Annotated in this window: 9 protein-coding genes; 8 read left to right on the forward strand and 1 reads right to left on the reverse strand. The window is 56.5% G+C overall.

The window, feature by feature from the left end; all coding sequences use genetic code 11:
* Positions 1–140 precede the first annotated feature (140 nt).
* From ACFSR7_RS31360 to ACFSR7_RS31380, 5 genes are all read left to right on the forward strand, one after another.
* Positions 141–1961, forward strand: coding sequence for a cache domain-containing sensor histidine kinase (locus ACFSR7_RS31360; RefSeq protein WP_378168449.1), 1821 nt, complete (start codon positions 141–143; stop codon positions 1959–1961).
* Positions 1958–3484 carry a response regulator gene (locus tag ACFSR7_RS31365; protein ID WP_378168451.1) on the forward strand — a complete coding sequence of 509 codons (1527 nt, stop codon included), beginning with the start codon at positions 1958–1960 and terminating at the stop codon, positions 3482–3484. The genes ACFSR7_RS31360 and ACFSR7_RS31365 overlap by 4 nt, the downstream gene beginning before the upstream one ends.
* A 122-nt stretch (positions 3485–3606) precedes the next feature.
* Positions 3607–4485, forward strand: a complete 879-nt coding sequence (locus ACFSR7_RS31370) for a carbohydrate ABC transporter permease (RefSeq protein ID WP_378168452.1) — start codon at positions 3607–3609, stop codon at positions 4483–4485.
* Between the two features lie 3 nt (positions 4486–4488).
* Positions 4489–5316 (forward strand): carbohydrate ABC transporter permease, encoded by an 828-nt coding sequence (locus tag ACFSR7_RS31375; RefSeq protein ID WP_378168454.1) that lies wholly within the window; start codon positions 4489–4491, stop codon positions 5314–5316.
* A 109-nt stretch (positions 5317–5425) separates the two neighbouring features.
* Positions 5426–6487, forward strand: a complete 1062-nt coding sequence (locus ACFSR7_RS31380; protein WP_378168456.1) for a LacI family DNA-binding transcriptional regulator — start codon at positions 5426–5428, stop codon at positions 6485–6487.
* Positions 6488–6689: 202 nt separating this feature from the next.
* Here the strand turns inward: ACFSR7_RS31380 and ACFSR7_RS31385 are convergent, their stop codons facing one another.
* Positions 6690–8636, reverse strand: a complete 1947-nt coding sequence (locus ACFSR7_RS31385; protein WP_378168458.1) for a stalk domain-containing protein — start codon at positions 8634–8636, stop codon at positions 6690–6692.
* Between the two features lie 232 nt (positions 8637–8868).
* On the opposite strand from ACFSR7_RS31385, the gene ACFSR7_RS31390 reads away from it, so the two are divergent.
* From ACFSR7_RS31390 to ACFSR7_RS31400, 3 genes are read left to right on the forward strand one after another with little or no spacing between them, the layout of a single operon-like run.
* Entirely contained in the window at positions 8869–9837 is a 969-nt protein-coding gene (locus ACFSR7_RS31390) for a glycoside hydrolase family 113 (protein ID WP_378168460.1), read from the forward strand.
* 44 nt (positions 9838–9881) lie between these two features.
* Entirely contained in the window at positions 9882–11102 is a 1221-nt protein-coding gene (locus ACFSR7_RS31395; RefSeq protein WP_378168462.1) for an AGE family epimerase/isomerase, read from the forward strand.
* Between the two features lie 3 nt (positions 11103–11105).
* Positions 11106–12311: a glycoside hydrolase family 130 protein gene (locus tag ACFSR7_RS31400; protein ID WP_378168464.1), complete on the forward strand. Its 1206-nt coding sequence runs from the start codon at positions 11106–11108 to the stop codon at positions 12309–12311.
* The last annotated feature ends 179 nt before the right edge of the window (positions 12312–12490 follow it).

Genomic DNA, 12490 nt, shown 5'->3' on the forward strand with positions numbered 1-12490 from the left:
TTTGTTATGTATAATGAGTATCGCTAACGATAACCGGACATGACGCGTCATATCCTTGGGGCGTGTCCTTCTGCGAGGAGAAGCTCATGATAATAGGGAAACGGCGGCTCGCCCGCCCTCGGAGATGGTGGCCGGAACGGATGGAGAGCAAGCTGATCATCGTGTTCCTGTTCCTGATCATTTTGCCGATCGGGGTGCTCACTTACGTCGCCGCGCAGCGCTATTCGAATTCGATCGAGCGCAATACCGTCACGTTCGTCTCCCAATTGTCCGACCAGATGATGGGGAAGATGGACGATTATATTGAAGACATGAAAAAAATATCGATCATTCCTTCTTACCAGGCCGATATCATGGAAGGACTCAAGATGTCGAACAGCTTCTACAGCGGCCATTCGAGCGGAGAAACGGGCGACAGCGGCGTGCTGACGGAACAGGAGCGCACGCGGCTGGCCATCGACCGCAAGATCGGCAGCAGCATTTATTTTATCAACAATATTAAGAGCAGCACGAATGTCGTGTATTTGTTCGACGTATACGGCAATCCGTACTTTGCCATCAAAAATACGTCCATTCGCTCCGACCTGCAGGACGTGCTTCCCAGGTGGACGGAGCTTGCCGAGGAGGCGCACGGCACGCCGGTGCTCGTCAGCACCCAGGACGTCGCGGGAAGGGCGACGAGCAGCCGCTACGTGTTTACGGTCGTGCGCAAAATCATCGATCCGCGTACGTTCGATTCGATCGGGATGATCGCAATCGACGCAAACATCGGCGTTATTGACAACATCATCAAGGACCTGGACAAGTCGACGCACGGTAAAACGCTGGTCGTCGACGAGAGCGGCAGCGTGGTGTACGACAGCGACAAGTCGTTCATCGGACAAAATCTGAAAGACAGCGAGCTGATGCCCGGCGCGCTGACCGAACAAGGCAGCTTCCATACGAAAATCGACGGCAAAAGCGTGCTGGCGATTTTCAAGGAATCTTCGGTCACGGGCTGGAAGGTGCTGATCACGATTCCCGAGGACGAGCTGATGGCGGATGCCCTAAGAACCCGCACGTATACGATCGCGGCGGCGCTCGCCATCATGGCGTTCGCCCTGCTGATCTCGCTGGTGCTGGTGTTCGCGATCACGCGCCCGCTCCGGGGACTGGTCCGGATGATGAAAGAAGTGCAGACGGGCAATCTCGACGTGGCGTTCCCCGTCGTCAGTCGCGACGAGGCGGGACTCGTCGGCAGCGCGTTTAACCGGATGATCGACCGGATCAAGACGCTGATCCAAGACATTTACGCGGTCGAGGAGCGGAAAAAGGAAGCCGAGCTGCAGTCGCTGCAGCATCAGATCAATCCGCACTTCATTTATAATACGCTCGAATCGATCCGCATGACGGCCGTACTCAGCGACAACAAAGAAGTGGCGACGATGACCCAGCTGCTCGGCAAGCTGCTCCGTTACAGTATCCATGGCGGGCTCGAGAGCGTGCCGATCGCGAAGGAGTGGGAGCATCTGGGTATTTACGTGCAGCTGCTGAACTACCGGTACGGCAGCCGCTTCGAGCTGGAGCTGCCCGATGCGCGGGAGACCGAAGGACTCAGCGTCATCAAGCTGCTCTTCCAGCCGATCGTCGAAAACGCGGTCTATCACGGGCTTCACGAATCCCGCAGCGGAATGCGGATCCGCGTCCTTTGCAAGCAGGAGGGTAAAGATCTGTTGTTCGAGGTAGAGGACGACGGAGAGGGAATGGAAGAAGAGACGCTGCTCAAGCTGCAGGCCTCTCTGCTCCAGGCGCCGGATGGCGACAACACCGGCATCGGGCTCAGAAACGTCAATGAGCGCATGAAGCTGAAATACGGAGAAACCTACGGGCTCTCGATCCGCAGCCGCTTCGGCCACGGTACGGTCGTGACCGTCCGCCTGCCGGCGGCGCCCGCAGCGCAACAAGGGGGAGAAGCGACATGATCGTTAATATCGCAGTCGTCGACGACGAGGAAAAAATCAGGCAGGGGCTTGCCAAATTAATCGAAATGACGGGCGACGACTACAAAATCGTCGGTATTTATTCGGGGGGACTGGAGCTGCTCGGCGAGCTGGGAAGTCTCGAGGTGGACCTCATTTTCACCGATATCAAAATGCCGCAGATGAACGGCCTGCAGCTCATCGAACAGGTACAGCGCCGCAGGCCGAAGGTAAAGTTTGCCGTGCTCAGCGGCTTTAGCGACTTCGAGTTCGCGAGAGGCGCCATTCGGCAGGGCGTCGAGGACTATCTGCTTAAGCCGGTCGACCAGGACGAGCTTGAAGAGCTGCTCCGCCGCGTCAAAAACAACCTTGAACTTGAGAGCTACCGCAAAGCCGTCGCGGCGGAGGAGCATATCCGGCTGCTGCTCGGCAACGACGTCCGTCACCTGCCCAGCCATATGACGGAAGGCGCGGGGCGCGAGCTCTCTCAGATCGGTCTGTTCAAGGAGCACTTCGCGGTCGTCCTGCTGCGGACGGACCCGGAGCTGACCGGCGAACGGCTTGCCTTTTATATGGAAGCCTGGAATCGGGAGCACCGCAGCTTCGTATGGGAGCCGAGGCAATCGGTCATCGTCGTGGCCATCGGGAAGGGCGACCATGACGATACGGCCCGCGGCATCGCCTCGACGCTGCTCCAGCGCATCCCGCATGCGGTCCATGCGCGGATCGGCGTGAGCGCGGTCCACCAGGGGCCGCTCAAGCTGCGGGACGCCTACCAAGAAGCGGAAGCCGCCATGCAGCAGGTGTGGTACGAGGATGGCATCAAAGCGATGAACGATTTTCTGCATCTGGCGAAGCGGCCGGAAGACGTATCCGGCTTGCTCCGGCTGCTGGACAAAGACTTCCGTCCCGCGCTGCAACTGCTCGATCTGCCTCGTGCCGAGAACGCGCTTCGCGCCTGGCTGGAGGAAGCGGGCAAGCTCCGTCCGGCGTGGCCGACGCTCAGCGAAGCGGCGTCCGCCGTATTCGGCTTGCTGCGCGGCGAGCTAAGCGGCCGGCAGAACCGGCTCCCGGCCGGCGAGACCGAGGACGAGCAGCTGCGGCTGTCCCCGGTACGTTTCGTGAGCTGGCATACATTTACATCGGAGTTTATGGAGTCGGCAGCGGCTCTGCTTCACATACTTAAGGAAGCAAGACAGGAAAATCGCGTCGTGGAAACCGTTAAGGCCTATGTGCAGGAGCACTTTACGGAAGAGCTCGAGCTGCAGCGGCTCGCGGACCGCGTCTACTTGACGCCCAGTTATCTGAGCAAGCTGTTCAAGACGGAGACCGGCGAGACGATCACGGATTACATCATTTCCGTGCGCATCGCCCATGCCAAAGAGCATCTGATCCGCAACCCCGCGCTCAAAACGTATGAGGTGGGCGAGATGGTCGGGTACGGGGACCCCGCATACTTCAACAAGGTTTTTAAAAAGGTGGTCGGGTTGACGCCCAAGGAGTATCGGGAGCGAGTTAGGTTGTAGTTATCCAAATTGAAGACAAGGAAAACAAACGTAGAACCTTAAAAGGCATAACTGAATCGGGTATAATCATTGTAAGCGATTTCCATACGGTGACTTGACCGACGACGAAAGCAGGGGTGTCTATGTTTAATCTGAGTTACAAAACGCAGCGGATTCTCATTCTTTTCGGATTCCTCACGATTCCGGTCCTCTTGTCGTTGACCTTTTCGTACTATCCGGCGCTGTCGTTGCTTTACTACAGCTTTACGGACTGGAGCGGCCTTGGTTGGGATATGAATTGGGTCGGATTCGACAACTACAAGGAAATCTTCTCCCGTCCGGAAATTTTCGGCGTCTTTAAGAACAACGCCTACTACTTCGTAGGCGGCTTGCTCCAGACATGCGTCGCGCTGTACTTCGCGGTCGTGCTGACCAGCAAGCTCAAGGGACGCAACATTTTCCGCTCGATGCTGTTCATTCCGTATGTCCTGCACAGCGTCGCCATCGTCATCATGTTCCGCAACGTATATCACGTCGAGTACGGCTCGCTGAACATTTTCCTCGAAGCGATCGGCCTCGGCTCTTGGCAGCAGCAATGGCTGGGCAATCCGCACCTGGTCAACTTCTCGCTCGCCTTTATCTCGATCTGGAAATACTTCGGCCTGACGATGGTTATTTTCATCGGCGCGCTGCAGTCGATTCCGGCCGACAACTACGAAGCCGCCAAGATCGACGGCGCATCGGGCTGGCAGACGTTCCGCTTCATCACGCTTCCGAGCATTCGCAGCGTTCTCGAGCTGATGCTGATCTTGACGCTGACGGGTGCGCTCGAAGCGTTCGATATTCCGTACATCATGATGCTCGGTGCGAACGATACGCATACCTTCGTTTCGAAGACGGTTGACATGGCCTTCAAGTTCCAGCAAACCGGACTCGCTTCCGCAATGGCCGTCGTCCTGCTGATGATCGTCATCGCCTTCATCATCCTGCAGCGCAAGCTGCTGTTCAGGGAGGAGAAATAAGCGATGGAGCGTCAAAATAAAGCTTGGACGATATTCCGTTATGTGACGATTGCGATCGCATTGTTTATCGTGTTCTTCCCGATCTACTCGGTGTTCATCTCGGCCTTCAAGACGCAGGCGGAATACTACAGCTCGGGACTGCAGCTGCCGCACGACTGGTTTAACTTCGACAACTTCAAAAAAGTGTTCAAGGTCGGACGTCTCGGCCTCGGCTTCAAAAACATTGCGATCATCCTCGTCGTGTCGCTCGCCGGCAACGTGCTGATCGGCACCATGGTCGCTTACGCGCTCGGCCGCTTCGACTTTAAGATGAAGAAGCCGATCATGGGCATGTACCTCGTCGCGCAGGTCATTCCGATGATCACGACGCAGGTCGCGACGTTCCAGGTCATCAAGTTCCTGGGCGCCTACAACGAGATTTACGCGCCAATGCTGTTGTACCTGGGTGCGGACGTGCTGCAGATTGTCATCTATCTGCAATTCGTCAACAACATTCCGAAGGATCTCGACGAGAGCGCGATGGTCGAGGGCGCATCGCTGTTCAAGATCTACCGGTCGATCATCTTCCCGCTGCTCGCGCCGGCGACGGCCACGCTGATCATCATGAAGACGATCTCGATCTACAACGACTTCTATACGCCTTACCTGTACATGCCAAGCCGCAAGCTGCAGGTCGTCTCGACCGCGATCTATTCGTTCGTCGGTCCGAACGCGGCGCAGATCAACGTCATCTCGGCGGGCATTCTCATCATCTTCATCCCGACGCTCGTGATTTACTTGTTCCTGCAGCGTTACATTTTCGCAGGCGTCACGAACGGCGCGGTCAAGTAAGAGACGATTTCCGGCCATGACGCTAACGATCCGAATGTGTTATGATAACAATTAATCTTGTTATCAACGCATTCGGATTTTTTATGGGCGGAAAGGGTCGTACGCATAGATGTCTAAAAAAGTAACGATGCAGCAAATCGCCGATCATGTAGGCGTTTCCAAATTCGCCGTATCCAAGGCGCTTGCCGGCAAATCCGGCGTGAGCGCGGAGACCCGGGAAAAGATCATCAGCTCGGCAACGCAGCTTGGCTACTTTGCGGGCAAGCGGATCAAGAGCTCGGCGTCCCGCACTGCGGCCGATCCGGCCGGCAGGACCCAGCGGGAAACGATCATCGTGCTCATCCCGAACGTACGGGAGCAAAATCGCCATTCCTTTTACTGGGGACGCATCATTGACGGCATTACGACCGGACTCGAGCAGCATCGGCTCGGCATGATGATCGTTACGGAGCATATTACGGACAACTTTATCAAACTGATCAATCCGGACGGCGTGCTCGGCATCGTCTGCGTCGGCCACATCTCCAACCAGCTGCTGCTCGAGATACGCAATTTGTCGATCCCGTTCGTCATGGTCGACCACGAGGATCCGCTGATTCCGTCCGACGCGCTGTTCATGAACAACTACGAGTGCATGCGCCGCGTGACCAATTATCTGCTCGGCAACGGCCACCGCAAGCTCCAGTTCGTCGGCAATACGCGCTATTCCCGCAGCTTCTACGACCGCTGGCTCGGCTACCGTTCCTTGCTTGAGGAGCAGGAAGTGCCTTTCGAGCAAGAGCCGGGACTGGTCGCGCTCGAGGGGGAGAACCGCTCCGAGCATACGGAAGCGCTCACGGAAATCGTCGGCGGTATGAAGGCGCGCGAAGCGCTGCCGACCGCGTTCGTATGCGCGAACGACTCGCTCGCGCTGTGCGTCGTCACGGCGCTGATGAAGCACGGCATCCGCGTGCCCGAGGACGTCTCCGTCACCGGCTTCGACAACATCGAAGACGCCGCGCTCTCGACGCCGACGCTCAGCACGGTCAACGTCAACAAGGAGGCGCTCGGCCAGCGGGCGGTGGAGACGTTGCTCTGGCGCATTAACCATCCGGACAGCCCCAAGGAGCGAATCCTGCTGTCGGGGGACTTTGTGTTCAGGCAGTCGACGGGGCTGGCGGACAAGGGTTAAGATTTGAATCAATATGAGATAAACAGATGGATGTCACGAGAAAATCATCGATTTGAATTTTTCGAAGTTAAACTTAATTTCATTTGAAAATTAATGCAAAAACAGGTCAAATCATTGAGCATGCAAATTAAAAAATGCACCACTTAAAGTAATCGGCTCATCTTAATCGGTCCGATGTTTACTTTAAGATGGTGCATTCTTTTTATTCGATCACCAAGATCGCTTTGCCGTCTACAAAAGCGACCGTATCGAAATTCCGGTAAACCCAAGTCTCGATGGCCTGTCCCGCGGAAGTTTTCGTGGTGCTTTTTCCGGAAGGAGGACCCCAGGAAAGCTGTACTTGATCCTTCGTCATGCCCAGCGTGACGTTTCCAGCTTTGATCGCCTGCCACGTAGCGTTCGACCACTTGTATTTTTTATAGGGATCGAACGTTAAGAAGTAATAATCGTCGCTAAAAATCGTCGGGATAAAACTTGTGGGCATCGAGTAGGAGGTCCAGGTTTGTCCGGAGGCCGTTTTGAAGCTGATTTTAAAATAACCGCTTCCGTCCGGAATTACATCGGTTACCGTAACTTTGGCGAACCGGGACCATTCGTTGTAATGATTCACCCAATACGTTTTGCCGATATATTTGGCCAGGCTGCCTTGCGCGGCCTTTTTAACGAGCGCCGCCGTCTGCTTGGAGACGACGGTCAATTTGGCTTGGCCGATGCTGAGGTCGGCTTGCTGCCAGGTGTCATTCCATTTGGTCGTTACGCCGAATCCCGAGTTCAGCAGGGCGGATGGAACGTATACGACGCCTGCCGACATCAGCGGTGCAGCCTTGAGATTGATCGAGTTGCCATTGATTTGGGCGGCTTTGCTCCCTATCTTGAATTGTACGGATCTAGCGCCGATATCGGCTTCATATCCGCCGCCGATGGCAACGAACGATCCCCCTAGCGCTTGGAGGACGGACTTGGCCGGCAAATAAACGGTACCGTTTGTCAGTTGCGCGTACGTTAAGCTGCCGGGATGACCGATAACGACTTGCAGCGTCTTTGACGCGCTGCCTGAGGATACGGTGATGGCGGTCTCTCCGACCCCGGAAGCAACAAAGCTCCCATCAGGCTGAAGCTTAAGCAAATAAGGCTTTTCGACTGCAATCGAGGCTTCGCCCGGTGCGGCCTTGAGCAGCGAGCCGTTGGTGTAACCCAGTTGTACGCTGACGGTCAACTTGTCGCCTTTGATTGGGGACGCATTGGATAATGCCGCCGACAGACGGGAGACGCCAGGGGCCTGGAAGGCGGACGGCTCCCCGTCGAGGACGCTGAACCAGCGGCCGCTCCGATTCATCGCAAAAAAGTTGTCCGCATCCATGGCCCCAGCAGTTTTCACGATATCCGACAGACCTTGAACCTGCGTCGTCAATTTGAAGCGATCGCTATAAGGGCCAGTCGTCCAGACCGTGCCGTCTTGGCGAACGACGAGTAAGACGGACTCCGGTCCCGCATACTGAATAGACGTCGCATCGTCCGTTACCAAGACAGGGATGATCTTGCCGTTGTCGTCGAAGTTGGCCCCCTCGAAGACGACGACTTTGCCCGACTCGTAAAGAAGGGCGACACGGTCGTAGGTCGTTTGAATCGACACGATCGATTCGGCATCATTGATCTGACCCAGCTTATTTAGAACACCGTAGTCCTCGTTGATATACAATACCTGCCCGTCTCCGGTCAACGCCGCAAAGTTTTTGTCTTTGGAAGCGATGCGAAGCACGTCTTGAAAACCTTTGACCTTGCCCTTCTTCGTCCAGACCGTTCCGTCTTTTTTCAGCCAGTAGCCGCTGACAATCTGCGCGACGCCGGTCTGGCCTTCGACGAGACTTGGCGCACCAATGGAATACTCTGCCAGCTTGCTGTCCTTGGTGAGCGCGATACCGTAGTACGCGGAACCTGCGACATCGGTCAAGTCAAGACCTTTCGTAAGGGCGTACCGATCGCCTACAAGGACCCACATCGACCCGTCGTTGAGCAGAAGCGTCTTGCTGTCGATTACTGTTCGGATTCCCGTCGGCTCGGCTGCGCTTGCTTTGTGGTCCGCCAACATCAGAGCGAAGCTGCCGATTGTCAAGCAAAGGATCATCCACATCAATCTCTTTAAACCCATTTGTACTCTCCCTTTGGCATGCGTTTTGAGTGCCGCTACCAGTATTCGACATTTTTATGAAAGGTTCCTTTTTTATAAAGCTTCATTTAGTTGAATCGGGTGGATTTTGTTGACTTCTCTCCCCGAGGTGGTACAATCACCTTGAGAATATTGTTATCTTAATTAGCTAACAAAATGGATAACAATACAACAAGACGCGTTTACAAAAGTTCGCGCAAAAGGAGCTGCACGCATGAGCAAACAGGCTTGGAACGAGACGGTCAGCGGCATGACCTGGGGCTGGGTCGGCACGCGCGGCACGTGGACGGGGAGCGAAGCGGACTTCTCGATGGAGGAGATGGCGAAGCTTGGCGTGAACTGGACGGCCATCGCGCTGTCCGCGCTGCAGGAGACGCCGCAATCGACGGAGATCCCTTACTGGGACGCGCCGACGGTGACCGACGACGAGGTGCGCGCGGCGATCCGCAAGGCGAAGTCGCTGGGCATGAAGGTGTGCCTCAAGCCGGTCGTCAACGTGAATAACGGGACGTGGCGCGCGCACATCGGCTTTTTTGACGAAGAGGTACCTGGTGAGCCTAGCTGGGCGCAATGGTTCGCAAGCTACGGCAAGTTCATCGCCCATTACGCGGCGATCGCGGAGGAAGAAGGCTGCGAGATGCTGTGCATCGGCTGCGAGATGGTGCAGACCGACAAGCGCGAGTCCGAATGGCGCGCCCTGATCGCTGACATCCGCCCGATCTATTCCGGCCTGATTACCTATAACTGCGATAAATATCAAGAGGGCCGGGTCAAATGGTGGGACGCGGTCGATATTATCTCTTCGAGCGGCTACTACCCGATTCACGAGTGGGAGGAACATCTCGATCGCATCGAAGGCGTGCTTGCCCAGTGGAACAAGCCGTTCTTCTTCATGGAAGCCGGCTGTCCGAGCCGCGAAGGCTCGCCGCTGCGTCCGAATGACTGGTCGCTGCCCGGCGGTCCGTCGGAAGAGGAGCAGAAGCGCTATTACGAAGCGATGTTCGGCGCTTGCGCCAAGCGCGACTGGATGCGCGGCTATATGCTTTGGGATTGGCCGGCGAAACTGTACGACGCGAGGGATGCGGCGGCCAACGACGATTACTGCATGTACGGCAAATCGGCGGCGAAGACGGTCGGCGACTATTACAAGTCGGGGCAGAAGCCGGAAGGCTTGAATGCCTGAACATTTGAAAGTCCGCTGACGGACCACCAAGAGGAGGACTACGCATGACGCAGCAATTGACGAGCGCGCGGTGGCGGGAAGAGTTGACCGCGGAGCTTAAAGACAACATCCTCGGCTATTGGCTGAACCATACGATTGACGAAAAGTATTTTGGATACATCGGCGAGATTGCGAGCAGCGGCGAGAAGCTGCCGGAAGCGGATAAAGGACTCGTGCTGCACGCCCGTATCATGTGGACGTTCGCGTCCGCTTATCGCCTGTACAAGGACGAGAAATACCTGTCCGCATCGAAGCGCGCTTACGAGGCGCTCAATACGCATTTCCGCGATCCCGAGCATGGCGGCCTGTACTGGTTGATCGACGTAAACGGAGCGGCGGTATCCGATAAAAAGCAAGTGTACGGCCAAGCATTCGTTATCTACGCCTTGTCCGAGTACGTGCGCGTGACCGGCGATCAGGAAGCGCTGGCTTGGGCAGAGGAGATCTATCGGCTGCTCGAAAAGCATGCTTACGATCCGGTGCATCTCGGCTACATCGAGGCACTCGCGCGAGACTGGACCGAGACGGACGAACTGAGCCTCTCCGGCAAGGATCTGAACGAGCGCAAGTCGATGAACACGCATCTGCACGTGCTGGAAGCCTACACGAACCTGTACCGTGTATGGAAGCCTGAAGGTCTCAAGGCGAAGCTCAAGGAACTGATCGAGGTCCACCTGGACAAGATCATCGATGCGAAAACCGACCACTTCCTGCTGTTTTTCGACGACGAGTGGAACTCCAAGGTCTCGCATGTGTCCTACGGCCACGACATCGAAGGCAGCTGGCTCCTGTGGGAAGCGGCCGAGGTGCTCGGCGACGAGTCGCTGCTCCCGCGCGTCAAGGAAGCGGCCGTCCGCATGGCGAAGGCGACGCTCGAGCAGGGCGTGGACGAGGATGGCGGTTTGTTCAACGAGTATGACGGATATCACCTCGACGACAGCAAGGATTGGTGGCCGCAGGCCGAGGCGATGGTCGGCTTCCTGAACGCTTACCAGCTGTCGGGAGAAACGAAGTATTTGGAAGCGGCCAAGCATAGCTGGTCGTTCATCTCCAACTTTGTAAGCGACCGCGAGGGCGGGGAATGGCACTGGCAAGTGACGCGTGCCGGGGAGCCGGTCGTAAGCGCGAACCAGCCGAAGGTCGGCCAATGGAAATGCCCTTACCACAACAGCCGCGCATGCATCGAAGTGCTGGAGAGACTCGAACATTTGAAAACGGAGGTATAATCCATGAGCGATTTTCTGAACCAAATCAAGCAGCTCAATGAGCAGTACGAAAAGCTGATCGCGCAGCCCAACCCGAAGGTCGAACCCGGCAACGGCATCTACTGGCGCCATGAGTACCCGGTCGTGACCAACGCGCACGCGCCCCTCTACTGGCGCTACGACCTGAATCCCGAGACGAATCCGTACCTGATGGAGCGGATCGGCGTCAACGCTGCTTTTAATGCGGGCGCCATCAAGCTGAACGGCAAATATTATCTCATGGTGCGCGTCGAAGGCGTCGACCGCAAATCGTTTTTTGCCGTCGCGGAGAGCGACAAGCCAACCGAAGGCTTCCGTTTCTGGGACTTTCCGGTACTGCTTCCCGAGACCGAAGACCCGGACATCAACGTATACGACATGCGTCTCGTGCAGCATGAGGACGGCTGGATCTACGGCCTGTTCTGCAGCGAGCGCAAGGACCCGGACGCGCCGAAGGGCGACACGTCCAGCGCCAACGCCAAAGGCGGCATCGCCCGCACGAAGGACCTGATCAACTGGGAGCGTCTCCCGGATCTGGCGACTCCTTCGCCGCAGCAGCGCAACGTCGTGCTGCATCCCGAGTTCGTGAACGGCAAATACGCTTTTTACACGCGTCCGCAGGATGGCTTTATCGACACGGGCGCCGGCGGCGGCATCGGCTGGGGGCTGTCCGACAGCATGAATCCGGCAGTCGTCGACCATGAGGCGATCGTGGACGAGAAGGTGTACCACACGATCAAGGAAGTGAAAAACGGCCAGGGTGCCGCGCCGATCAAAACGGACAAAGGCTGGCTGCATATCGCTCACGGCGTGCGCAACACGGCTGCCGGCCTGCGCTACGTCATCTACGCGTTCATGACCGCGCTTGACGATCCGAGCCGCGTCATTCACGCGCCGGCCGGACACCTGATCGCGCCGGAAGGCATCGAGCGCGTCGGCGACGTGTCCAACGTCGTCTTCACGAACGGCCTGATCGCCGAGGAGACCGGCGAATTGTACATTTACTATGCTTCGTCCGACACGCGCTTGCACGTTGCCTCGACGACGATCGGTCGCATGCTCGATTATGTGGTCAACACCCCTGAAGACGGGCTTCGCTCGCGCGCCAGCGTTGAGACGCGCCATGAGCTGATCGCGCGCAATCTCGAGCTGCTGGACCGCCCGGAATACGCGTTTTTGAAGCGCGGCTGACGCCTGCGAGTAAAATCATATCGAATGGGTAAAAATCCCCTAATCGGCGCATACTAATGCCCGGTTAGGGGATTTTAAGCTAAAAGTTTTTATTTGTTATCATAATTGATGACAATAAAAACAAAACGATTGCCTGTTTTTGCATAGGGAACGGCGTATAATTAGGTCATGTAAGCGAT

It is taken from the genome of Cohnella sp. GCM10020058 (assembly GCF_042683485.1).
In the GTDB taxonomy this organism is placed as follows: domain Bacteria; phylum Bacillota; class Bacilli; order Paenibacillales; family Paenibacillaceae; genus Cohnella.